This window comes from uncultured Exiguobacterium sp., assembly GCF_964277885.1.
Classification (GTDB): domain Bacteria; phylum Bacillota; class Bacilli; order Exiguobacteriales; family Exiguobacteriaceae; genus Exiguobacterium_A.
The window spans coordinates 216,465-240,710 of record NZ_CAXYJR010000007.1 but is presented as its reverse complement, the minus strand read 5'-3'; the positions used below and the strand labels follow the sequence as shown (position 1 = coordinate 240,710).

The 24,246-nt window shown below is 44.9% G+C and carries 25 protein-coding genes; 6 read left to right on the top strand and 19 right to left on the bottom strand.

Translation table 11 applies throughout. From position 1 onward, the window contains the following. Positions 1 to 19: 19 nt before the first annotated feature. The gene (locus tag ACHWTJ_RS15205) at positions 20 to 2,686 is read right to left on the bottom strand and encodes an MMPL family transporter (RefSeq protein ID WP_394679973.1); all 2,667 of its coding nucleotides are present in this window, start codon (positions 2,684 to 2,686) and stop codon (positions 20 to 22) included. Between the two features lie 31 nt (positions 2,687 to 2,717). Next, positions 2,718 to 3,161: a MarR family transcriptional regulator gene (locus tag ACHWTJ_RS15200; RefSeq protein ID WP_294748655.1), complete on the bottom strand. Its 444-nt coding sequence runs from the start codon at positions 3,159 to 3,161 to the stop codon at positions 2,718 to 2,720. A gap of 128 nt (positions 3,162 to 3,289) precedes the next feature. Between ACHWTJ_RS15200 and ACHWTJ_RS15195 the strand changes: the two genes are divergently transcribed. Further along, complete coding sequence (locus ACHWTJ_RS15195; RefSeq protein WP_023466956.1) at positions 3,290 to 3,487, top strand: hypothetical protein; 198 nt, start codon at positions 3,290 to 3,292, stop codon at positions 3,485 to 3,487. A gap of 40 nt (positions 3,488 to 3,527) precedes the next feature. Here ACHWTJ_RS15195 and ACHWTJ_RS15190 read toward each other — a convergent pair whose 3' ends face one another. The 3 genes from ACHWTJ_RS15190 to ACHWTJ_RS15180 form a co-directional block, all read right to left on the bottom strand. Then, positions 3,528 to 3,977 (bottom strand): universal stress protein, encoded by a 450-nt coding sequence (locus ACHWTJ_RS15190; protein ID WP_294739240.1) that lies wholly within the window; start codon positions 3,975 to 3,977, stop codon positions 3,528 to 3,530. 28 nt (positions 3,978 to 4,005) lie between these two features. After that, a complete protein-coding gene (locus tag ACHWTJ_RS15185) occupies positions 4,006 to 4,455 on the bottom strand; it encodes a general stress protein (protein ID WP_294739242.1) in 450 nt (149 codons plus the stop codon). Between the two features lie 64 nt (positions 4,456 to 4,519). Continuing rightward, a complete protein-coding gene (locus ACHWTJ_RS15180; RefSeq protein WP_294739243.1) occupies positions 4,520 to 5,254 on the bottom strand; it encodes a hypothetical protein in 735 nt (244 codons plus the stop codon). A gap of 123 nt (positions 5,255 to 5,377) precedes the next feature. Here ACHWTJ_RS15180 and ACHWTJ_RS15175 point away from each other — a divergent pair, with 123 nt between their 5' ends. Continuing rightward, entirely contained in the window at positions 5,378 to 6,016 is a 639-nt protein-coding gene (locus ACHWTJ_RS15175) for a FusB/FusC family EF-G-binding protein (RefSeq protein ID WP_294748650.1), read from the top strand. Between the two features lie 64 nt (positions 6,017 to 6,080). Here the strand turns inward: ACHWTJ_RS15175 and ACHWTJ_RS15170 are convergent, their stop codons facing one another. From ACHWTJ_RS15170 to msrB, 4 genes are all read right to left on the bottom strand, one after another. Further along, positions 6,081 to 7,619 carry a diguanylate cyclase domain-containing protein gene (locus ACHWTJ_RS15170; protein WP_394679972.1) on the bottom strand — a complete coding sequence of 513 codons (1,539 nt, stop codon included), beginning with the start codon at positions 7,617 to 7,619 and terminating at the stop codon, positions 6,081 to 6,083. 169 nt (positions 7,620 to 7,788) lie between these two features. After that, positions 7,789 to 10,359, bottom strand: coding sequence for an ATP-binding protein (locus ACHWTJ_RS15165; protein ID WP_294739249.1), 2,571 nt, complete (start codon positions 10,357 to 10,359; stop codon positions 7,789 to 7,791). Between the two features lie 145 nt (positions 10,360 to 10,504). Continuing rightward, a complete protein-coding gene (locus tag ACHWTJ_RS15160) occupies positions 10,505 to 13,351 on the bottom strand; it encodes a S8 family serine peptidase (protein WP_294739251.1) in 2,847 nt (948 codons plus the stop codon). A 145-nt stretch (positions 13,352 to 13,496) separates the two neighbouring features. Further along, entirely contained in the window at positions 13,497 to 14,597 is a 1,101-nt protein-coding gene (gene msrB / locus ACHWTJ_RS15155) for a peptide-methionine (R)-S-oxide reductase MsrB (RefSeq protein ID WP_294739253.1), read from the bottom strand. Between the two features lie 186 nt (positions 14,598 to 14,783). Between msrB and ACHWTJ_RS15150 the strand changes: the two genes are divergently transcribed. Continuing rightward, positions 14,784 to 15,170, top strand: a complete 387-nt coding sequence (locus ACHWTJ_RS15150; protein ID WP_294739255.1) for a DUF302 domain-containing protein — start codon at positions 14,784 to 14,786, stop codon at positions 15,168 to 15,170. 64 nt (positions 15,171 to 15,234) lie between these two features. On the opposite strand, the gene ACHWTJ_RS15145 is transcribed toward ACHWTJ_RS15150, so the two are convergent. From ACHWTJ_RS15145 to ACHWTJ_RS15105, 9 genes are all read right to left on the bottom strand, one after another. Further along, positions 15,235 to 16,011 (bottom strand): sulfite exporter TauE/SafE family protein, encoded by a 777-nt coding sequence (locus tag ACHWTJ_RS15145; protein WP_294739257.1) that lies wholly within the window; start codon positions 16,009 to 16,011, stop codon positions 15,235 to 15,237. A 52-nt stretch (positions 16,012 to 16,063) separates the two neighbouring features. Beyond that, entirely contained in the window at positions 16,064 to 16,291 is a 228-nt protein-coding gene (locus ACHWTJ_RS15140; RefSeq protein ID WP_029343316.1) for a sulfurtransferase TusA family protein, read from the bottom strand. A gap of 43 nt (positions 16,292 to 16,334) precedes the next feature. Beyond that, a complete protein-coding gene (locus ACHWTJ_RS15135) occupies positions 16,335 to 17,471 on the bottom strand; it encodes an MBL fold metallo-hydrolase (RefSeq protein WP_294739259.1) in 1,137 nt (378 codons plus the stop codon). Between the two features lie 35 nt (positions 17,472 to 17,506). Next, on the bottom strand, positions 17,507 to 18,082 hold the full coding sequence (locus ACHWTJ_RS15130; protein WP_394679971.1) for a sulfurtransferase TusA family protein: 576 nt from the start codon (positions 18,080 to 18,082) through the stop codon (positions 17,507 to 17,509). A gap of 28 nt (positions 18,083 to 18,110) precedes the next feature. Continuing rightward, complete coding sequence (locus ACHWTJ_RS15125) at positions 18,111 to 18,407, bottom strand: rhodanese-like domain-containing protein (protein ID WP_023466941.1); 297 nt, start codon at positions 18,405 to 18,407, stop codon at positions 18,111 to 18,113. Between the two features lie 25 nt (positions 18,408 to 18,432). Then, a complete protein-coding gene (locus tag ACHWTJ_RS15120) occupies positions 18,433 to 18,792 on the bottom strand; it encodes a rhodanese-like domain-containing protein (RefSeq protein ID WP_394679970.1) in 360 nt (119 codons plus the stop codon). A 22-nt stretch (positions 18,793 to 18,814) separates the two neighbouring features. Continuing rightward, positions 18,815 to 19,294: a DsrE/DsrF/DrsH-like family protein gene (locus ACHWTJ_RS15115; RefSeq protein ID WP_023466937.1), complete on the bottom strand. Its 480-nt coding sequence runs from the start codon at positions 19,292 to 19,294 to the stop codon at positions 18,815 to 18,817. 55 nt (positions 19,295 to 19,349) lie between these two features. Continuing rightward, complete coding sequence (locus ACHWTJ_RS15110; RefSeq protein ID WP_023466936.1) at positions 19,350 to 19,613, bottom strand: metal-sensitive transcriptional regulator; 264 nt, start codon at positions 19,611 to 19,613, stop codon at positions 19,350 to 19,352. 144 nt (positions 19,614 to 19,757) lie between these two features. After that, positions 19,758 to 20,606, bottom strand: a complete 849-nt coding sequence (locus ACHWTJ_RS15105; RefSeq protein ID WP_294739266.1) for a LysR family transcriptional regulator — start codon at positions 20,604 to 20,606, stop codon at positions 19,758 to 19,760. 115 nt (positions 20,607 to 20,721) lie between these two features. Here ACHWTJ_RS15105 and ACHWTJ_RS15100 point away from each other — a divergent pair, with 115 nt between their 5' ends. Next, positions 20,722 to 21,570, top strand: coding sequence for a sulfite exporter TauE/SafE family protein (locus ACHWTJ_RS15100; RefSeq protein WP_294750724.1), 849 nt, complete (start codon positions 20,722 to 20,724; stop codon positions 21,568 to 21,570). Between the two features lie 52 nt (positions 21,571 to 21,622). Here ACHWTJ_RS15100 and ACHWTJ_RS15095 read toward each other — a convergent pair whose 3' ends face one another. Continuing rightward, positions 21,623 to 22,480, bottom strand: coding sequence for a YihY/virulence factor BrkB family protein (locus ACHWTJ_RS15095; RefSeq protein ID WP_023466934.1), 858 nt, complete (start codon positions 22,478 to 22,480; stop codon positions 21,623 to 21,625). Between the two features lie 187 nt (positions 22,481 to 22,667). Between ACHWTJ_RS15095 and ACHWTJ_RS15090 the strand changes: the two genes are divergently transcribed. Continuing rightward, the gene (locus tag ACHWTJ_RS15090; protein ID WP_394679969.1) at positions 22,668 to 23,762 is read left to right on the top strand and encodes a nitric oxide synthase oxygenase; all 1,095 of its coding nucleotides are present in this window, start codon (positions 22,668 to 22,670) and stop codon (positions 23,760 to 23,762) included. Further along, positions 23,759 to 24,205 carry an NUDIX hydrolase gene (locus ACHWTJ_RS15085; RefSeq protein ID WP_394679968.1) on the top strand — a complete coding sequence of 149 codons (447 nt, stop codon included), beginning with the start codon at positions 23,759 to 23,761 and terminating at the stop codon, positions 24,203 to 24,205. The genes ACHWTJ_RS15090 and ACHWTJ_RS15085 overlap by 4 nt, the downstream gene beginning before the upstream one ends. Positions 24,206 to 24,246: the final 41 nt, after the last annotated feature.

Here is a 24,246-nt window from a genome sequence, read left to right as displayed (position 1 = left end):
AACCCGGTTTGGTTAGTTCTTATTTTTTAGCGTTTGGTCGAAACGGCCACCAAACCCCTTTACCAAACGATACCGTGATCGCTGGAATCAAGAGTGGTAGGACGATTAAACCATATAAGAGTAGACCTGTGATGACGATTGTTGCGATTTGAACGAGACTCAAGACACCAGACGGCATCATCGCTCCGAACGTTCCGGCGAGGATGATTGCTGCCGTGATAATGACGGACCCCATCTTTTTCATCGACAGGAACATCGCTTCCTTCGTATCAAGTCCATTGATCGTCTCTTCCCGGAAACGATCGAGTAGGAAGATTGAGTAATCGATACCAAGAGCAATCAACATGACGAATCCGAAGAACGGAACGGCCCAACTGATGCCGTCATATCCGAGTCCGTTGACGAAGATCAATTCAGCAATCGACATCGACGTGTAATACGTCAGCAATAACGAACCAATCATGAACAATGGCATGATCAACGAACGGAACATGATTGCTAAAATGACGAAGAGACTGATCAGCATGACCGTCACGGTTCTTTTGAAATCGGCTTTCGACGTATCGTTTAAGTCGCTGTTAACGCTTGAAATCCCGCCATATGCGACAGTACTGTCTTCAAACGGTGTTCCTTTGATCGTATTCGCTGTCGTCTTTTTGATCGCAGCGACGGTTTGAATCGCTTCCGGTGAATACGGATCATCTTCAAGGATGACTTCGAACTTCAATCCCGTCTGTTGATCAATCGCGTAACGATCGATTGCTGGCTTAAATGCCTTATCCGATAGCGTATCTTTTGGCACGAATACGCCTGTTCCACGAATCGATGTGGCTTGTCCCATCTCGGTTAACAAACCTGAGATGTCATCTAGCCCATTACTAATTTTCGAGAGCCCTGTGTTTGCCTGACCGACACCATCCGCAAGTTGCGTCAACCCACTTCCAAGTTGACCCGCTTGTGCTCCTTGGGATGCAATTCCACTTGCTGCTTGACTGATACTAGCTTGAACTTGACTCAATTGACCAGACAAAACATTTAATGTCCCGACGGTTTGCGGGATGTTTTGTGTCGACTGTAGACCTTGACCGACGAGCATCAATTGTTGATTGATCTGTCCAAGTCCGTCTGCCGCTTGTTGCAACTGACTTGCTCCTGCTGAAGCAGCGTCTCCTGCCGGTAGCTGCCCTGTGATACCGTTGAGATTGTCTTCAACAGTCGTCAGACCAGACTGAACGTCCTTAAGACCCGCAGTTGCTTTCTTCATGCCAGCAGCGACTTGTTTTAATTGACGATCGACGTAGAAGTCATTGATGACTTCGCCTGTCGGACGAGAAATCGAACGAACCGATTTGACCCCGTCAATTTTCACAAGTTCACGACTGAGTTGTTCCGCATAAGGAACTGTTTTTTCAGTAATCAAATCTTTGTCGCTCTTCAGGATGACATTGACTGGGAGCGACTCACCCGCCCCAAATCCATCCGAGATCGCATTCAGTCCTTTGACCGTGTCGTACTTCGCACCAATCTCATCGACGGTATTAAACGAGAGGTCATCATCGTACGTAAAGAGTGTCGGGACCGTTACGATCGCAACGATGATCATCGCAAGTAACGGACGGCGGATTGATAACCCACCATAATGTGACCACAGTTTGCTGTCCTGGTGACTCGCTGCCTTCTTCGACGGCCAGAATAATTTTTCTTTTAGTGTCGCCATGAAGAATGGCACAAGTGTGAATAAGACGAGTAAGAGGACGGCAATCCCTACTGCAACAGCGACCGACGATTTAAAAATCGGGAAGTCCGCAAATCCGATTGCTGAGAAACCGACGAGAACAGCAAGACCACTGATGAGTAACGTACGCCCTGCTGTCTTATACGTATTGACGATTGCTGTCTCAACGTCGTGTCCTGCCGTCAACTCTTCCTTGTACCGGCTCAGGAGCAAAATACAATAGTCCGTCCCAATCCCGAACAGGATGGCAACGAGGAAGATTTGCGTATAGTTCGATACCGGGAAGCCGAACCAGTCGACGAAAAAGGCGACAAGTGATTGGCTGATCAGGTACGTAAACCCAACCGCAACGAGTGGGACGAACGGTGTGACGACTGAACGGAAGACGAGCAGAAGCAGTCCGAAAATCAATCCGACCGTAATCAGTTCCGTCCGCTTCAATCCCTCTTGCGAGCTCGTATTAACGTCATCGTTGATTAACGCTTCGCCCGTTAGATAAATGGTTTGATCCTTCGGTAAAAGATCCGTCCGGATTTGTTTTGCCAGTTTGACGATCTCTTCTTGCGAACCGTCGACCGTGATTGGCACGAGCACCGTCTTTTTGTCTTTTGAGACGAGTTGTCCTTCCGTCTCTTTGTTTTCAAACGGATTCAGGACATCCGTGACCGGACGATCGAGTGCTTCTAAATCCTTAACGATTTTCCCGATTGATGTGCGATCGGCATCGCTGACTTTGTCTTTAAGCGGAATGACAAGAGAAATTGTTTCCTCACTTGCCCCCGCTTTTTCTAAAATGTCAGCTGCCCGTTGTGAATCGGCATCATTTGCAAGCTGAATCGCACCAGCTTCTTCTGCTTGTTTAGCCAAGTTTGGTGCCGTGAATAGTAAACCTACTGTGACGATAAGCAATAACGCTAGAATTGCCCAACGCCATTTGACGATTTGTCGCATATCCGATTCTCCTCTTCCTTCGATTCTGTCTTTAGTCGTTCAACTGCAAAATTTCTTTGATTTTCTTAAAGGTTTCGATGAACTGGATGATTTCTTCTTCCTCGACCTTTCCTTCAATCAAATTCTCAAGATACGTATAGATTTCTTGCTCCGCTTCGGTCGCCACTAGCCGACCTGCTTCCGTCAACGAGATGTACTTCGTTCGGTGGTCATTTTCTCGACGTTCGACGATGACGAGACCTTTTTCGGTCAACTTTTTCAGTCGATTGGAGATGGCACTTTTGTGAACACCCTGAACTGCCGCGAGACGCCCCGATGAGATCGGTCCATATTTTCCGACGAGCTTCAATACATGGAGTTGTTCCGGTGAATACATTTGCCAAACGGGCGCTTCAACTGACTTCAATACGCGTTCTGTTCCGTGGATCATGACTTCTTCAAACAGGAGGACTGCTTCACGTAGATTGTCTTTCATTTTTAGTTTACCCCCTAAACTTATGAGGTTAGTTTAGCCCCTCAACTAGTAGACTGTCAACTCTAAACTGTCACAACTCATCGATGCAGAACATGGCCATTTTCTGTATGATAAAGGAAGAGAGGAGCATGCTTATGTTGACCTTGTTTTGGATTGCGTTAGTCATCTGTCTCGTAGGTCTTGTCTTTACGTTACGGATTGCCAAGCAACCAGCAGAAGAAAAGTATGACCACAAAACTTCGGCTAAAAATATGTCTTGGATGTATTTCATTTTTCTGCCGATCATTCTGATTTTATTAGGCATCTTCTATTATTTTTTAACGTGACATAAAACAGCACACATCAATTGATGTGTGCTGTTTTATGTCACTTCAAGGTTTTAGGGCGAACGATATAGATATCGCATTTCGCATAACGAGAGATGTTCTCAGAAACACTTCCGATCATGATGCGTTCCATCGCATTCATTCCAACTGCCCCGCAGACGATCAATCCAGCACCAACACGTGGTGCGATGACCTTCGGAATTAGTGTTTTTGGAGAGCCATTTTCAATGACCAGTTCAATCGTCTCAACACCTGCCTCTCGTGCCCGCTTTTCGTAACGATCTAACAGTTCTTGTGCATATTCGGTGACATTTTGATCAATGAAACGTTTATTGGCACGTACATTAGCAAACGTCTGAATATCGATCACATGAGCAATGACGAGTTTCGCATGATCGAGATTGGCAAATTTCACTGCCTTCTCAAAGGCTAAATCTGCCGTCTTTGATCCGTCGACTGCCACCAAAATCGTATGATACTGGCTCTCCATCAAGCATCATCCTTTCTGCACGACTCTCTTACAGCATCCGGTCATTTTCATTTTCGAGGGCGCGATTTTCATGATCGAGTTTCCGTTCTGCCTCGATTCCTTCTGGCTCTGTCTCCAAAATACTTTTTGGTTTCGGCGCAGGACGCGACGCTCCTTCCTCATCTGCTAATAGGACATACTCGCCTTGTTGGACACGTAACACATGCTGACGAATATCCGACTCTGGTAACCCGAGTTCCGTAAAGGCGGTTTGAATTTCCTCAGCCGAAGCCGGTTTGCCTGTAAACCGCTCAAACAACGTCCGTTTTCCGGAGACGAGTTGAGCCGCTGATTGTCCGCGTAACATCGCCATATCGGTCTTGTCTTGCAACACAACGTATAGATCCTCTTCTAGATAACCGGCAAAATGTAAGTCTTCAATCTTACGAATCAATTCCGTTTCATTTTGATAGACACCGATCCATTGTTTTTTTCCCATAACATACGTCTCCCCCTTTTATAACAGCTATATGGGATATACCCCAAATTCGTCTAAAACATGACTAAGACGAAGAAGACTTCGGTGAATGCTGTCGAAAAAGACGTTGCCTTCTATAGAAGACGTAATAGCACAAGAGTAAGGCACATACGATCCCGATTCCTGTTACGATTTGTTGCACAAGAACGAGGCGATGGTTAAAGAACAGTCCAATCAAATACCAGATGAGTGCGAGACCAAATACCCAATCCGAGTGGATTGCGATGAACAGGAGCCCACCAATAACAGCTACTATGAGTGCAATCGTACCCCATTGGCGTTCGGAAAGACCGAATAACGAAGTGAATTGAAAATCCGATAAGATGCGAAATGGTAAAATCAACAGCATCGTACTGATCCAGGCAAGCAACACTGAGAAGGGAGAGCGCATCCACGGGGAACGTCGGGGATGGTGTTGAATTTTCATGTAGACTAAGCACAGGCTGATGAAAGAAATCGTCGTCGAGACAAGTTCCCACGGTGGTCCACTCATACTACTTATTCCAAGCGTCACGAGTGATAACGCAAGCCACCCTCCGATATCTTCAATCAGCTCTCGATCCGCAGGGAAGGCACGAACTGGTCGAATACACCAAATCAATAATGTCGTAAACACAACACCTGTGATGGCGTCAAAAAATGGTGCCGGAACAAGAGGTAACTTAGGAATGGTCGTCGGATGTTGCCAAACGACGCGTGCTAGCAATGCAAAGAGAAATGCTCCTACATTCATCAAGCGTAAAAATGTTAAATACTGCACCTCCCTCTTCACCTCCTCGTTCAGTCTGTTATTTAATTCCCGTTGCAAGAGTCTGAAAAACTAAAATGTCGCTTTGTTCTCTTACCAAATTCCGGTACGATGAAAAGAAAAGGAGGAACAAGAATGGACGCATTTTTATTACCTTATCAATACAATTTCATTCGGAATCAAGTCGACCTGTTGCAACATCAATTCGCGGCCGTTCATGATCCCGATGTTCGTGATGCTGTCCGGTACAGTGCCGCTGAAAAGATATTTGATCTATTGCCCGTACTTACACCGGAACAAGAAATCTTATTGACGAATATTCGGGACGCTGAATCCGAACAGGATCTCTTCGCATATTTAGCGCACGTCGAACCATTCATCCAACCGTTTCCGAGCATTTCTGAATCACACATCCGTCAGCTATTCAAAAAAACGAAAAAGCTGCATGTTCCGCCCCTTCACTCCTTTGAGTGGACACACACGACGTTTTTAAGCTGGAACGATACCGGAAATCGGAAAAAATACTTCGTCTATCCTTTGGATGGTGAATGGATTGGCGTCGAAGGTACCTATCTGCCATCGATTCAAAAAGGGATTTGTGCGATTTGCCATACGTATAGTGACATCACACTCGTAACTGCCACGACACGCCGTTCTGCTGAACAGCACCAGACGATCGGTCATCATATGTGTATCGATAGTGATACATGCAATCAAGCGGTGACGAATCCAGAAGTCATTGAAACGTTCTTAGCTCGTACGCAAAAGAAATGATACGTACCAAAAAACACGTTCGTATGACTGGTCCGCTTGGATCAGCATACGAGCGTGTTTTCGTTTAGATATTCGTTACCATGGATTCGTACAAATAGAATTGATTTTTCCCTCGCCGCTTTGCTTCATACATCGCAAGATCTGCAAATTCAATCAAATCCGCTCTTGAGGCAGCATGTGCAGGATAGATCGTTCCCCCAATGCTCGCTGTCACAGGAAGTGGAATGATGCCATGATGAAACGGCTTTCGGAATAAGGAAACGAGATGTTCTCCACACTGCACGACTTCTGACTCTTGTTCAACATCAAATAATAAGACGACGAATTCATCCCCTCCTTGCCTTGAAATGACTGTGTGGGGTGGTAGTTTTTTTTGTAAACGTATCGTGACATCGATGATGAGTTGATCTCCAACGTGATGTCCATACGTATCGTTCACTTGTTTAAAATGATCAATATCAATAAAGAATAAACCAACTTGTCTATCATTCGCTTCCGCCCGGTATAGAGCATCTTGAAACAGTCTTGCAAACAAGTACCGATTCGGTAGTCCTGTCAAAGCATCATGATATGCCATTTGCCGCATCTCTTCCATCGCAGAGGCCAATGCTTCCGTTCGTTCCTCCACCTTGGCTTCAAGATTTTCCCGTAACCGTTGATTATCAACGACGATTCGAATTTGACGCGAAATCAACAACGGAATTGCAATCATTAGTCCAATCGTTAAACCGTTCCAACTGATCGTTTGCCGTGCCATCGTCACGAATAGAATCAACAAGAACAAGTAAGGTGTGATCAAACGTAAGACATCGATCCATCTTCGTGTGATATCAATGTTGACAAATGACTCCTCGGCGTCAAAACGATAAGCTGCTAATCCGACAATCATAACAGTCGCTAACCATAACGGATCGAGCCAACTCGAAGGAAATGGATAATCAAATCGTTCTAGTACAACGTATAGGAGGTCGGCAAGTAACTGAAAATGAAACGCAATTAAAATCAACAACAATGAGCTTCCATTGCCTCGTTTCATCAAACCAAAGAACAAGACAATCATCCCGCCAAGTAATAATAGATCGCCGAGTGGATAGCGCAACCATAAAATCGTCTCGAACGTCAACATGGCATTTGCTTCAAAATATGGTGTCACTAAATAGTGCCACGAGAGTGAACCAGCAACGACCAAGATGATAAATTCATCAAATAGAAAAACGCGAAGATTGACTTCACGTCGTCGATTTTGCAAAAAATAACCAAAAGCGACGATGTAGATCACGATTTGCAAACTAAAGATCAAGTCAATCCAGTCAAACGGTTCCGTACGTGTACGTTCTTGAAGGAAATAAACGAGCTGTCCACATTCACCTAAACCGAGCATCGTGTTGGCAAACAATAAAAGAAGAAATAAACGAGAGGTAAAAGGACGTCGCATCTGGCGACGTCGTGCCTGCCAAATTAAATAGAGAGAGACCGAGACACCACCAATCGTGAACAGACTATTGACGACTTGTCCGATTACTGTATCCGTCCCAACGTATGCCACCCAACCGATGTGTAAAAGAAGCCAAAAAACAACGACTCCTAACCAATTCTGATACACGGCGATCCCCCTCCTTTTTTAATCATAGTCCGTTTGTCCTATAGGTATATCGGTTCATCATTGCATTTTATTCACCTTTTTTTATTTTATTGATATTTTTTTGAAATCAATAGAAAACCGTGTTTTCACCTAAGCGGCTTGAACACGGTTTAGTAACAACGTATTTTGATTAACTAAAGCGTCGATTTTCTTCTGTCGACTCAATCGCTTCGGTCAGACTGAGGGGTAATACGATGATAAAACGACTTCCTTTTCCGACTTCAGACTCTACATGAATGACGCCCTCATGCTCTTTGACGATTTCCTTACAAATCGATAACCCAAGTCCAGTCCCACCGATTCGACGTGTATCGGAATTATCGACACGATAAAACTTATCAAATAAGTGAGCAAAGGCATGATGCGGAATGCCAATTCCTTCATCCTTCACTTCGATGATGGCGTGGTCATCTTTCGTATCAATCCAGACGTCAACACGCCCACCATCCGGAGAATATTTGATTGCATTGTTGATCAAGTTACTCATCAGTTGTTTGATTCGGTCTTCATCTCCTAAGATGAATGGGCGATCCGGACTGAGTAGCTGTAAATGAAGATCATGTCGTTCACTTGATGCACCATACAGAGACATCACTTGTTCTGTCAGACTAAATAAATCAAGATGCGCCATTTGGTATAATTGGCTACCCGACTGCATGCGTTGAACGTCTAAAAAGTCCGTGACGAGATTGGATAACCGTTCTGTCTCATTATGAATCGTCGTCAGATATTTCTTCTGCTTCGAATCATCGATTTCTCGATTCAGCATCAATTCCGTAAAACCATAAATCGACGAAAGCGGTGTTCGTAACTCATGTGACACGGTCGAGACAAGTTCTGTTTTGAGACGATCGGCTTCTGTTTCCCGGGTAATATCCCGTAGGACGAGGATGATTCCCTTCCACCCCCCGACGACATCAATGCGTTCCGCATAGACTTCCAGATGCGCTGTGTTATTTCGAATATCAAATCGGACCTTGTCCGGTGAAATCTCACCGGAGCGAATCAAATCTAGATACGTATTAAAAGCCTCGACATCATCCACTAACTGGCGCATCACATCGATGACATACTCACTCGACGGTAACGTCCGATCTACCGTGAATTCTGATTGTAACTCTGGAATCAACTCAAACAATGGACGGTTGACGTATAACTCTCCGTTTCCATCCTCAAGATAAATGATTGCTTCCCGGATGGAGTCTAACACTTGTTCGGTCTTTTCTTTTTCTTGACGCATTCCTTCGTATGAACGTGTACGCAGGAGCGATAACGTCATCTGTTGTGCAAACTCGCGAATATCCGTCAACTGCTGCCCTTTATAGGCAGATTTATAACGAACCAGATAGATGGTCGCAATCAGTTCGTGCGTTTCTGGATCTTTGATAGGAATCGTAACTTCGTGCGTACTGAATGAATACGGATGGTCTTTTTGACGTGTCACTTGTTTCTCCGATTGGACGAATTCCATCTCCCGAACCGATCGATTGATGACAGACATCTCATCTTTTAGAAGAACTTTTAAATAATCCATTGTCATTCCATTCGTCGTCGCACCCATGAACTGACCATCTTCATAGAGTAACAAAGCGCCATACTCCGAAGAGGTGATATCGATCATTTTTTGGACGATCGCAGGATACGATTCGACGGTTTCGCGAACAGCAAGTGCCTCGGTCAGTTCGCTACGCAATCGGAGCTTTTCCTCATTCTTTTTCGTCGTTTGATACGCTTCTTCGAGTTCCTCTTGTTGTGCTTGCAGTTCTTCTTGTTGCGCGAGCAACTCTTCACTTTGCGCCTGCAGCTCTTCGTTCTTTCCTTGCATCGCATCCGTATGGGCATTCGTCGTCATGACCATCCGATTAAAGGCTTCGCGTAACAATCCGATTTCGTCTGGTCGCTGCTCGGCAGCTTTATCAATCTTAATCGGTTCTTTCCGAGCGAGCTTCTGATTATCATCAATTAAGCGTAGTAATTGTCGTGTCATCCGGCGAAGGAACGGATGAACGAACAAAAGAATAAAAGCGACAAGCACGACGATACTCGAAATCCAAATCCATTGTGACTTCGCGACTTCACTCCGCAGTTCCCCGACAGCTGTCTCTTGTTGTTGACTGAGATTCGTACGGTATTCCTCAAGTGCCGCAGATGCTTTTTCAATATCTGGCGTAATATCAATCGAACCGTCGGCAGTTGGCTTCAACCGTCCTTGTTCAACAAGTCGTTTCGCAATCGGTAAGGAAAACAGACTATCCCCTTGTAAAAAGTCCTCATTAATTCGATTCGCCTTTTTCTCATTGACGTAAGACTGGGTCAACGGAAACAAAGCATCATAATATAATTCATATAAATTCGTCATTTGTGCTGCGAATTCTTCTTCTTCATCCGTTTTTGCGTTTCGCATGAACCAATCGGTTTCGCTTTTAATGTCTGTTCGAAGTGCCTGGATTTCATCAAATCGTTCTTGGTTACCAAAAATGACGAATCCCCGTAAGCCGAACTGGACCGTTTGCCAATTGTCCCATAAATCGTTGGCTCGGCGATTTTGCTCGCTGATCGTTTCAAGGTTCTCTTTAGATGTTTCAATTCGTCCTTCCATGTAGTCATAGACGAAGAACGAAGTAATCGATACTACGACCAGTACCGCATAAAAAACCGTCAGCAGTTGCCGACCGATTCGTCGCCGAATCCAATTCATCATGAATGTATCCTCCTCATCATTCGCTGAATGATGCTTTTTCATTTATTTCTTTTAATATAATAGAAACGCTTTCGAAGCAACAGCTATGATGTCCAAAAAAAGACCTTTTCTCGGAATGTACCCGAAAAAAGGTCTTTTTACCCTCTTACTTTTTCGCTTTTTTCACTGTCACAGATGTCACAGGGCTGATTTGTCCACGTGTATTCTTAACATAGACGGAAAGTTTCGCTTTTGCTTTTTGCTTTGGAATTTTGACCGAATAGTTTCCTGCTGATGAAACCGTTCCTTTTCCGATGACTTTTTTCTTCGCATCTTTTACATACACACTCAATTTCTTTTCAGCTGTCCCGGTTACTTTCGTTTGACCGGCATAGACTGATTTCACTTTGGGTGCTGCTGGTGCGGGTAAGACTTTTACGACAGTCGGTTTACTTGTACGTTTTGCAATATCCGTCACCGTGACGATCAAGCTTGAACCACCAACTTGTTTTGGTAATTTCGCACTGAAGTGACCTTTTGCGTCGACTTTCGCTGTGGCGATTTTCTTTTGTTTTGCATCTTTGACAGTAATCGTGCCGCTCGCAAGAGCTGTACCTGTCATTTTTGTTGCGCCGGCAAGTACTGGTTTAACTTTTGGTGCCGCTGGTGCTTTTCCTGCAAGAACTTCTGTACGTTCTGACGTGACATCAAGTCCATTTGTGTAACGAACCGTTAGGACCGTACCTTTGTTTTGACGCGGAATCGTCACACTATATTTTCCGGATTTAGCTGTAGCAGAACCCAACTTCTTAGTAGACCATACTTCCACTTTTGTTCCGGTTTTAACCGTTCCTGTGACAGTCAGTTTATTATCATATACGTTGTTGACAATTCCATTCAGGTTCAATTGTGAAATCGCCCGAGGGATACTGACTTTTCCGTATCCTGAAACCGGACTGACATAGGCAGGAAACTTGAATTCAAGCTCTTCTCCCTCTTCTTCCTCAAACCAATCATTCGGGTTTTCGAAAGCTAGTGGTTCAGCACTTTTTTGTAGAATTTGTTCGATTTGTTTAGGTGTTAGTTTAGGATTAAGTGACTTCAAGATTCCCGCAACAGCTGCGACGTGTGGTGAAGCCATACTTGTTCCATCCATGTACACCGTATTTCCGTCCGGAATCAAACTCGCAACTTTTGAACCCGGTGCAACAACATCAAGGCCTACTCCATAATTCGAGTAGTCTGAAACCATACCGAGCGTGTTTGTCGCTCCAACAGCAATCGCATATTCCGAGTTTGCTGGGAACCCGACCATCATATCGTAGTCGTTTCCTGAAGCCGCAACGACTGTCACACCATGATCTGCAGCATATTTCATCATATAAGCCATCGTGCGGCTTTCACCGCCACCAAGACTCATGTTAATGACTTTTGCTCCATGATCAACAGCGTATTTAATTCCAAGTGCGATGGCATCCGTTTCTCCTTCGCCATTTGCATTCAATACTTTAACCGGTAAGATTTGTGCCGACTGATGAATCCCTTGAATTCCGTAATCGTTGTTGATCGTCGCTGCGATAACGCCTGCCACGTGTGTTCCGTGACCATTATCATCAATCGCGTCGCCATCTCCGTTTACGGAAACATAGTTCTTCTCATTCGCAATATCCACTTTCCCTTGTAAATCCTTTAAGCGATAATCAACTCCTGTATCAATGACTGCAATTTTAACAGGTGCTAATTTTTTACCACTAAATCGTTTTTGGAACTCCTCAAAACCAATTCCAACATTCGGGAATTGTTCGAATACTGTTTTCTTATTGACAGCCCATTGGTAATCAAAATTGATATCACTTGTTGCTTTGTAAGTTTGAATCTTTTCTACATATTCGACTGCTGATGAGCGACCAATCGATTGCTTTAATGCTGACGCTGATTGTCCCTTCACCGTTGGATCTTCTGTCACTACAATGAAATCACCAGCTTTACCAAGCGGTAAACGCTCAACATCTGCTGATTGAATTCCAGCAATTTTCATCGAACTGACTGTTTTCCCTGGCTTTAACTTAACGATGAATCGCGTAGTTTCTTTTGACTGAATGTTCATCCCTAATGTTCCGAACGTATCGTCTAACGTACTGCCGCTCATCTCAGATATCTTCATTTTTTTTGCATATCCATCGATTTCTTCTGCAATCACAGCAGGCGATGCATCGCGTGATAATGTATAAAGACGGTCAACGGCTTGTTGATCTGTCTTTGTCAGCGTGTACGATGTTCCACGTACGAGTGCCTCCATTGCAGGTTTCAATGTTTTTAAATCTTCGTACGCTTGTTGACGCTTATCTTTATTGAAAAGAAGCGTTTTGACAACGTAAGGCGATGTTTTGTAATAAAGCGACGTCAAGGCACGACCTGCGTCCGATTGACTCAATACCTGTTTTTGGATCGAGTGCATAAGAGCAAGCATTGGTTTTTCTTCTTTTGTTTGTTTTAATGCTTCTTCTGCCATACAGCTAATATCACTGATTGGCTCATATTCGACAGCTAATTTGACGTTATTATATGTCAGCTTAACGTTTGCTGCTTTTGTCGTTTTCCCCTCTTCAATGTTCGGGTAATATTCGACTTTGACATAATACGGTCCATCCCATGCATATGGAACGGCTAATTTTGTCGTTGCTTTTTCATTCGGTTCTGCTTCTGTCCGGTAACGATCAAATGTATCATCTTCAGCTGCCATCGCTTCGCTCGGGTAAGCTGTCACTTGAACAGGTTGATCCGTATCGATTGATAACTCAAAGTGTGACGCTGTTTTTTCTACACCCGCTTCATGATTGACACGGTACCAATATGTATTTTTTTCTTCCATTCCGGTCTTAAGTGTCGTTTCTTGTCCTGCTTGTAAAAGTGTTGCGGTTGCAAGAGCGGTCTCCGCTTTTGCAGTAGTTGGTCCTACGCCGAGCGTTAAAACTAAACAGCTCAGCATGACCCAAATCATCAGTTTTTTCACACATGCTCCTCCTTCAAAATGGATATACTTTAATTTGATTATAAACAGTATATGGATAAAATGGATAATTAATTTATAGTGAAATCTTACAATTTTGAAAGAAAGACGCATCATGTTCTAAAGAACACGATGCGTCTGACTCCATTCATTTAAAATCTGCTACATATTCGCCGTATCCTTCTTGTTTCAATTCCTCTTTCGGAATAAAACGTAAGGCAGCTGAGTTCATACAATAGCGCAACCCGGTCGGTTTTGGTCCATCTGAGAAGACATGCCCGAGGTGCGCATTACCATGTCGACTTCGGACTTCCATCCGTTTCATGCCGATTGAAAAGTCACTTTTCTCAATGATATTACCTGGCTCAAGTGGTTTCGTGAAACTCGGCCATCCTGTCTTCGAATCATATTTATCGTTTGATGAAAACAATGGTTCTCCAGAAATCAGATCGACATAGATACCGTCTGCTTTCAAATCGTGATACGGATTATCAAACGCTGGCTCCGTTCCATCCTCTTGTGTCACTTTATACTGGATGGCGGTTAATTTCTTTTTGATTTCTGCGTCTGATAATTTTGGATAGGTTGGAAGATCGAGTTTGGGTTGATCATTCCAGTAGCGATTGATAAAGTCGTCGCGTCCAGAAGCTGCCCGGTAAAACTTATATTTTTTCTCGTTCGTTAAATAATAATCCTGATGATATGCTTCCGCTTCGTAAAAAGGACCTGCTGCAATCAACGGTGTGACGATTTTATCGTCGAAGACTTGTTGTTTCTCTAAATCCTGTTTCGATTGTGCTGCGATTTCTTTTTGTTTATCATTCGTGTAGAAAATCGCTGTCGTGTACGATTCCCCTTGGTCGACAAATTGACCGTTCGCATCCGTCGGATCGATCTGACGCCAGTAGACATCGAGTAATTGTTTATATGAGATGACACTCGGATCAAAAGTGATCAACACTGCTTCCCGATGCCCTGTCGTCTCCGCTGATACTTGATTATACGTTGGATTTTCAATATCACCGCCCGTGTAACCGGAAATGACCGATTTGACTCCTTTTAACTCTTCGAACGGTGGCTCCATACACCAAAAGCATCCTCCAGCTAAAATCGCTGTTTCTTCCGGTTGATAACTTAATTTCTTACTTCCACTTGATTTTGCCTGCTGTTGCTGGAACACGAAGTATCCCCCGACCATGATGACGATGAGACCGATGACTGATACAATCGTCCACATTCGTTTCTTCATCTCCCTTCGCCTCCTCTATTTAGCTTACGTCGCGTGACGTCGATTGGATGTTCTCTTACTTAAACTTTACAACGCTAATGCTAGCTTGTCGTAGCATGTGCTCAAACGGAGCACATTGGACCTTACGGATTAAAGAAGTTCAATCAGGGAATAGACTATATATTAAAAACACCAGGAGGGGTATTTATGTTTGATTACACTGTAACGTCACATCACGATTTGGATCACGTCATGTCTCAACTGAAGCAAGCTCTTTCAGAGGCATCGTTCGGTGTCTTATGGGAGTTTGATTTAGCAAACAAATTCGAAGAAAAAGAGCTCTCTTTTAATGAAAGTTATTATATTTTAGAGGTATGCCAACCCAAAGAGGCGCACCGCGTCGTTTCCCATGATTTACGGGCCGGTTACTTTCTTCCATGTAAAATCGTCGTCTATACCGAAAAAGGACAAACGAAAGTCGGAATGCCAAAACCAACTGCCTTGATGGACTTAGCAGACGAGGCAGCACTTCAAACTGTCGCCAAAGAAGTCGAACATACGTTACGACACGTAATCGATCAAGCTGCACAATAACAAAGCGCTCTACCTGTACATTGTTTCGTAAAGGAAACATCATACAAGTAGAGCGTTCTTTTGTTCACAGGATGTCGATCCAAATCTTCACGGCTGTTGCTAAAATCAGGACAGCAAGAATAACTTGGAGAATCTTCGTGTTCATCTTCTTCCCGGCGATTGCACCAAGTGGTGCTGCAATTAAACTAGCAACGACCATGATTGCCGCAGGACCCCAGTCGACTTGCCCGGTCGTGATTTTACCAACCGTTGCGCCGATCGATGAAATGAACGTGATCGCTAATGACGAAGCAATCGTCATCCGTGTCGGGATTTTCAAGAGGACGAGCATGATCGGGACGAGTAAAAAGGCACCAGCTGCCCCGACGATTCCGGCTCCGACACCCACGATGAATGCCGATACCGCCGCAATGGTTTTGTTGAACTGGACCTGATCAAGTGGAATGTCGTCGATTCCCTTTTTCGGAACGAACATCATGACCGCTGCCGTTAACGCAAGAACACCATAGACGATGTTGATCGTGTCTTCAGCCAAGATATTTGAAGCATACGCACCGATGAAGCTACCGATTAAAATCGATCCCCCCATGTAGACGATCAATGATTTATTCAAATAACCGCCTTTTCGGTAAGCCCAGACGCCACCAATCGTCGCAAAAAAGACTTGAATCGCACTGATTCCCGCAACCTCATGGGCAGAAAATGCTGCAAAGCCTAGTAGCGGCGGGATATACAATAACATTGGGTATTTAATAATTGAACCGCCAATTCCTAACATTCCTGAAATGTAGGATCCGACAAATCCGATTAAGAAAATCGTCACGATAAAACCGAATTCCATCGTTTATCACTCCTTAAAAAAAGAGAGCCGTAAATCAGCTCTCTTTTCGAAATTAACCTTTTTGAATCCAGAATTTTAGGACGCTTGCTTCTTCTTCATGTTTGACGAGTTCATGACCACCTGATGTCGCCCACGCCTGAAGATCGTTTTTTGCCCCTTTATCCGTTGCATGGACTTCAAGGATTTGACCTGATTCGAGTCCGGCGATGGCTTTTTTTGTTTTTACGATTGGCATCGGACAAGCAAGTCCTTTTGCGTCGAGTACGAGTTCTGATTTCATGTTGTATTCCTCCTGAATGATTTAATGTTCGTTATGAATCGTTTTAGCGTACCGCACAGCGGTTCGGTCCGACTTCCATTTCCTGTTGTGTTTCAAGATCGGGTGTCTGTTTCCCCATGTTTGTTTCACGGATATCTTGATATGCGTTCGGTTGTGGCGGCAGGTTCTCTGTGACCATCTTCCGGAATGTTGCTTCATCGTCGATGTTGAGACCATGATTGTTCGCAAGCAAGATGCTTAATTTTTCTGCTACACTACCATCCGTGTTCAATTCTTCAATGATCATGAAATGTGCCGGTAAGACGATGAGTTCTGGTGAAAGATCACGATACGTGTTGTAGAGCGAATCGCGTAAGTCACCGACCCAGTCTTCCGCGAGACCGGCTAAATCCGGACGACCAATCGAGTCGATGAACAAGATATCACCCGTCAATAAATAACGCTGATCGACGATGAATGAAGTCGATCCAATCGTATGTCCTGGGGAATAAAGAGCGCGTACTTCAATCGCTGTATCCCCCACTTGAACCGTACTACCGTCTTCAAGTGGTGCATAATCGAATGTGACATCCGTCGCATCTTTTGGCGGCAACCAGTATGTCGCGCCTGTTTTTTCGGCGATGTCGCGTCCTCCAGAAATATGATCCGCGTGAAGATGTGTATCAAACACATGCTTAATCGTGACGTTGCGTGATGCGGCATAATCCAAATACACATCCGTCATTCGTGTCGCGTCGATGAGTACAGCCTCTCCTTCTGAGATGACCATATACGAGAGACACCCTTTACCGATTCGAACGAACTGAACGACTTCGCCTTGATCAGTTCCTGTTTCGTTCAGCGTTCCGAGTGAAATCGGTTCTAAATGTTCACTCCATGCTTTCATACCGCCTGACAGATACGATACGTCTCGTCCTGCTTCTTCTAGCATATCGGCGACGAAAATCGATGAACCTTCTTTTGCGCAAACGACGAGAACATCCTGATCCGTCGGAAGCTGATCGAGAATCTCCTCGACACCATCCAACAATTCAAAATACGGAATGTTGAGGTACTTAAAGTTCTCTCCTTCGATTTTCCAATCTTGAAACGCATCCTCATTCCGTACATCTAAGATGAACAGAGACTCACGTCCAATTATTTTTTTCGTAACTTGTGCGGCTGTCATTGCTTGTGCCATATCTATTCGTTCCTCCTCTGCTTTACGTCGTTGAATTATTTCGCTGAAACAAGTGTCGTCGTCTCAGACGCCCATTCCTGCATACCCGGTACGACATTGTGAACCGTATACCCCTTGTCACTGAGCTGTCGGCATGCCATGTCACTTCGGCTACCTGTTCGGCAGATGACGTAAATCGTCTGATTTGAATCCAGTTCTGCATGGCGTGTCTCCAGTTCGCCTAACGGAATATTGATGGCTCCCGGTACATGGGCGAAGGCATATTCTGCTTGTTCACGAACATCAAGCACCGTGATCGAGTCGTCTTGGCGTGCTGCTTCGACTGTTGCGTTATCGACGGTTTGAGCGATTGCTGCTGGTTCCGTGACATCACCTGTTGATTTCCGAACGTAATGACGGAGTACTTCGCCTTCTTCAATAGTGCCTAAATAATGATTGCCGGTGCTGTTTGCCCAGGCACGGAGATCTGCAGTTGATCCTTTATCCGTCGCCTGGACTTCGATGACTTGTCCTGGTTCTAACGTCTTAATCGTTTTTTTCGTCCGAACGATCGGCATCGGACAAGCGAGACCTTTGGCGTCCAATACAATATCTGATTTAATCATAGTCATACAATTCGCTCCTTTACGGTATGGGGTATTATTTCGTTTCGCCTTCGTACGACATCATGCCGCCATCCATGTTCGTCACGTCATATCCTTGTCCTTCGAGATATGTCGTTGCGCGACCACTGCGCGCACCAGAACGGCATACCATGACATACTCTTTTTTCTTGTCGAGTTCGTTCATCTTGAATTCAATCAATCCGAGTGGAATATGGATCGCTCCCGGAATCATTCCTTCTTTGACTTCATCGACTTCCCGGACATCAATGACGTTCAGTTGTTCACCACGTTCAATTTTTTCCTGTACTTCTGTTGCTGTCATGCGTTTCATGTTCAATTCCTCCTCTTGATTCGATTCAGCGCCAGGCATTCACTCCGCCACGGACTTCCGTGACATTTGAATAACCGGCTTTTTTTAGTACTTTAACGGCTTGTTTGCTTCGCATCCCGCTTTGACAGATGACGAGCACTTCTTTGTCTTTCGGGATTTGATTCAGTTGACTGTTTAGCGTTTGTAACGGAATGTTCTTAAATCCTTTGATGTGATTGCCTTTGAATTCTGCCGGTGTCCGAACATCGAGATAAAATCGTTTGCGGTCGTTTAGTAACGGCTTCAGTTCCGTGGTCGACACTTGTTTGACGCCTTTTGTTGGAGCGAACATCTTATAAGCGAGATAGCCGACGATGAGCAACAAGATGATCGATAGTACATCCATGCGTCATTCCTCCTTCAGATCATTAGATGAATAGATTGACGTTTCCGTTCTCCGCATCGGCGAGGTAGGCGGCAACACCTGCATACTCAATCCCGTCGTGTAATTCTTCCTGTTTCAAACCGAGTAAATCCATCGTCATCGTACAGGCGACGAGTTTGACATCCTGTTCTTTCGCTAATTCGATTAAGTCTGGAAGTGGCATCGCATTGTGCTTCTTCATGACGTTTTTAATCATTTTTTGACCTGCACCACCGAAGTTCATTTTCGAGAGTGGCATCTTATCAGCACCGCGTGGCATGAACTTACCGAACATCTTCTCAAGGAATGTTTTATCCGGCTGGATCGGTTCATCCTTACGCATCGCATTCAAACCCCAGAAGGTATGGAAAATCGTAACTTCGTGATCGTATGCGGCTGCACCGTTGGCAATGATATAAGCTGCCATGACTTTGTCGTACTCTCCACTAAATAAAACGATGGTTGTTTTTTTCGTATCTGACATGAACGTAATTCCTCCAAGTTTTTACCCTAAGGGGTATATTAATTCGTAAAAAATTTTATCTGCTTTTCATTAAGAGTTGAACAGCCTCTGCAACGGCTTGTTCATGATTTTCCGTCGCATCATCCTGACGGACACAGTCGATCAAGTTCTCACTGACGACGAGACCGATGACGCGATCGATTGCACTACGTGTCGCGCTCAGTTGTGTAACGACATCCTTACAAGACGCCTCTTCTTTCATCATTCGAACGATTCCGTGGATTTGTCCTTCAATCCGATTCATCCGATGAATGATGCGATCTTCATAACCGTTTTCCATATGAAGTCCATCTCCTTTTTTAAATGTGACATACGTCATACCTCGTTGGTACATTTCATACAATAATACCTACAGGGGTATAAGTCAACGAAAAAGATTTCCGATTTTTTCGCCATTGTAGAACGCCCGGAAATCTTTTTGCATTTAACCTTTCCAATTCGCCTGTAAGAAAGTGATCCAATGTTCTGCAAGGCGAGTCGGCATCTTCTCTGGTAACAGATAACGAAACGTTCGTTTAGAGATCCCTTTCGCATGAAGCGTAAAGGACTCGGACGGGAAAGACGTGACGAGTCGTTCCGACAATGCTGCAATGCCACTCCCATTAAAAACAAGTTGACGCACTAAATAGTTGGCATCGACTGTAATCGTTCGTGCGGGAACGATCGACGAAGTATCTAGCCAACGATCGAGCGCATAGCGGGATGCAGATCCTTCTTCGCGAACGATCCACGTTGCATCGTTTAACGAAAGGTGGGACGCACCCATGATGTGCAGTTGATCTTTCGCAAAGACGATTTGTTTGACCCCATCAAGTGTCAGTTCTCCTTCGATCATCCCGAGATCAATCTCACGATGTCGTAAGGCTGCTGCTACTTGATCGTGATTCATTAATTGGATATCTAGTGATACCTCGGGATGAGCGCTTGAAAACAGATGAATCATGTCATCGAGCAACATTTCGTGAATCGTATGCGTTACTCCTATCCGTAATGTTCCGCGGAAGACACCTTCCGATTCATCCAGCTGGGACTGCATCTGTTCGAGCTGGAAAAGAATTTCTTTTGCGTGACGATAGACAATCCAGCCCATTTCCGATACCTCGACCCCTATTGTGAATGAATCACGTATTAATAATGAATGTCCGATCTCTTCTTCTAGTCGTTTAATGTGAACACTGATCGTCGGTTGCGATAGAAATAACTGTTCCGCTGTTTTCGTAAAATGACGTGTCTCGACGAGTGTGACGAACGTTCTCAGTTCAGTTAATTTCAACAATACCCCTCCCCATTACATTTCATAATCATTTATATATAATTAATTCATTTTTATAATCTTGTATTCCTCTTTCATACTCAAGGTATCACATATTAGAAAGAAGGACTGTTTCATGATGTATATCTCATTTATTTTGTTAGGAGCAACCATCGGCATACTCTCCGGCTTTTTCGGAATCGGCGGCGGCATCATCCTGACCCCACTGTTATTGATTCTCGGCTATGAAGCCAGCACCGCGATCGTCCTCAGTCTGTTACTGACACTCGGATCGACTGTGACCGGCACGCTTTCACATCTTCGATTAAAAACATTCCGTTTTCGTGATGCCGGGATTATTGGTCTGTCCGGCATCATCGGTTCTGCGTTGATTACACCAGTCGTCTTTTGGCTCGAGCGTCATGCTGGTGCTGATGTCGTCTTATCGAGTCTCTACATCGTTTTACTGATTGGTTTTTCGATTCAGTTCCTTCGTCCCCGTTCAAAGGAACGTCCGTCTTTTCCGGTCCATCATGCTTCGATTGTAAAGCTCGCCGTCATCGGACTTGCTGCCGGAATCCTCTCGTCATTGATGGGTGTCAGCGGTGGATTCTTGTTGACGCCTCTCTTGCTCGGATGGGTTCGTTTTCCGCTCAAACAAGCAATCGGAACGAGTATCGCCTCTGCGACATTGATCGTTCTCGGAGGAGTGACGAGTTATGTTGCTTCCGGAACCAGCGCTCCGTTATCAGTCGGGATTGCTTTAATCATCGGTGTGTTCATCGGCTCACCACTCGGCGCGTCACTCTTGCATCGCTTCAATGAACCGTTCGTTCAAAAGACGTTAGGAATCTTTTATGGTGTCGTCGCCTTAAGCGTCATCGTCAAAGTGTTCGGACTTCCCTATCTGTCACTCGTCTTACTCGCTTTGTTCACACTCAGCCTGTTGAGCGTCTTCGGTTACCGGATTCTTAAAACGACCTAAATGAAAAAGCAGCTGACAATATGTGTCAGCTGCTTTTATACGTGCTCAATGATTAACGCACGCTTTCTTCTTTGATTTTTTGCGGTTTCATGATTTTTGCTTCTTTTTTCTGACGCATGCGTTCTGCGTTCATCAAGCCCCCTAACATCAGGACGACAGCGGACAAATAGAACCACGTCATCAAAACGATGATTCCGGCAAGCTGACCGTAAAGACGATCGTAACTCCCGAACTCAGCATAGTAAGAGAAGAATTCCGAAACGACTTGCCAAGCGATCGTCGCAAAAATGGCTCCAGGGAGTACTTGACGAACCGTTAATCGGACACTCGGTAAAATCCGATACAATAAGATGAAAAAGACAAGTAAGAACAACGTCCCGAGTCCCCAGCGGAATAAGAACCAGATCCACGAATAGTTCGTCACGAAATCAGCGACGATTGCAAAGTGATTAATGAAACGCCGCGTTAACTTTTCTGAAATCGGAACAATCAATGAAATCGGTAAGATGATCATCATCCCGATCGTAAAGGCGAAGTCTTGCAACAGTCCGCGCCAGAATGGCGCTTTTCGTGTCACTTCGAGCGCATCGTTTAGCGAGCGGACAAGTGACTGGACTGACATCGAAGCGAGCCAAAAGGCGGCAAGGAAACTGATCGAGGCAAGTTTAAAGCCGCCTTGATCAAAGATTCCAACGACGTTCCGCTGAATCAAATCGTACGTTTCTGCCGGAGCAAACGGTCGAATTAAATCCAGCACGTTATCGGACGTAAATGGTAAGAACGAGACAATCCCAACTACGAATAATAAGAACGGGAATAAGGACAACATCAGATAATAGGCGAGCTGAGCCGATTTATCAAAAAAGGCTTCACCAAAAAAACGAGCAAATACAGGTTTGATTAAAGACATACAAATTTCCTCACTTTCAACTAATTCTCTACACTATCCCCCATTTCATACCTCCTTTAAACTTTTGGAAGTCTTTTGAACTTATAACAACCTTATACATCATTCAAGTTTGGCGCTTCGGTTCTGCGCGGGGTACACTAGGAACAGAGATTGTATCGTGCTTGTTTTTCAGAAAGGATTTCGATTCGTGTACTCACTCATTCAAACCGAAGCAGAACGCTTCTTTACTTCTTATATAGAGCAATACCCCGAAATGGCCGGACGTCAGCAAGAAGTCATCCGTTCGATTGAAACGACAGGAACGTACGAACAGACGGCTTCCGAGCTAGCGTTTGGCGCTAAGCTCGCTTGGCGAAACAGTAACCGATGTGTCGGACGTCTCTTTTGGGAACAACTTCATGTCTTTGACGCGCGGGATGCGTTGACCGTTGAAGCGGTCCGCGACGCGTTATTTGAGCATATCCGGTTCGCGACGAACGAGGGACGAATTCGCTCGACGATCACGATTTTCCATCCGACACGTGTCCGGCTGCATAATCACCAACTGATCCGTTACGCTGGTTATGAAACCGCAACAGGAATCATCGGTGATCCGGCTTCGATCCAACTGACGCGACAATGTGAAGCACTTGGCTGGACCGGAGCGCGTACACCCTTTGATATCCTGCCTCTGCTGATCGAACTCGATGGACAAGTCAGCCTGCATTCGATTCCAGATGAGCTCGTGCTTGAAGTCAGCATCACACATCCTGACTATGATCTGTTCGGTGGTCGCGAAGTCCGCTGGTATGCTGTACCGATGATTGCCGACATGCAGCTTGAAATCGGTGGCATCGTCTATCCGTGTGCCCCGTTCAACGGGTGGTACATGGGAACAGAAATCGGTGCCCGTAACCTCGCTGATACGGATCGTTACGATCTGTTACCGCTCGTCGCGACACAACTCGGTCTGAATACTTCGCGTGAACGTTCGCTTTGGAAAGACCGAGCGCTCGTCGAACTAAACGTTGCCGTACTCGAATCGTTCGAACGTGCCGGTGTTACGATTGTCGATCACCATACGGCTGCCAAACAGTTCGCTCGTTTTGAAAAAAACGAAGCGGCATGCGGTCGTGATGTCACCGGGGAATGGTCCTGGCTCGTGCCACCGATGAGTGGGGCAACGACGCATATGTTCCATAAGGATTACGATCCGGAAATCAAACGACCGAACTTCTTTCCGAAATCAACACAGACAGCACCTGTGATCGGCTGTCCATTTCACCAAGGAGCATTGAAATGAATTATGTCGAACAGTTACGTCAAAAAATTGGTCATGACCCAATCATTCTCGTCGGTTCCGTCGTCCTTGTCGTACAAAATGAACACATTCTGCTCGAACAACGCAATGAAGCACAAGCCCGCTTCGGTTTACCAGGAGGATTGATGGAATGGGCGGAATCACCGGAAGAGACCGCGTGTCGAGAGCTTAAAGAAGAGACCGGCTTAGAGGTGGAACGATTAACGTTACTCGATGTCTACTCCGGTCCGCAATACGTGACGACGTTAGCGAATGGAGACGTCTTTCAAAGCGTCACCCTCGCCTATATCGGTGAACATCCGATTGGAATGTTAAAACAAAGTGATGAGAGTATCAAGCTCCAGTTCGTCCCGCTCGACGACTTACCGGATCACTTAGTCGGCTCTCACGCTCGAATGATTGAAGACTACAAAAAACGCCGCTGAAGTATAGCGGCGTTTTTTCATTTGTTATAAAATGGAATTAA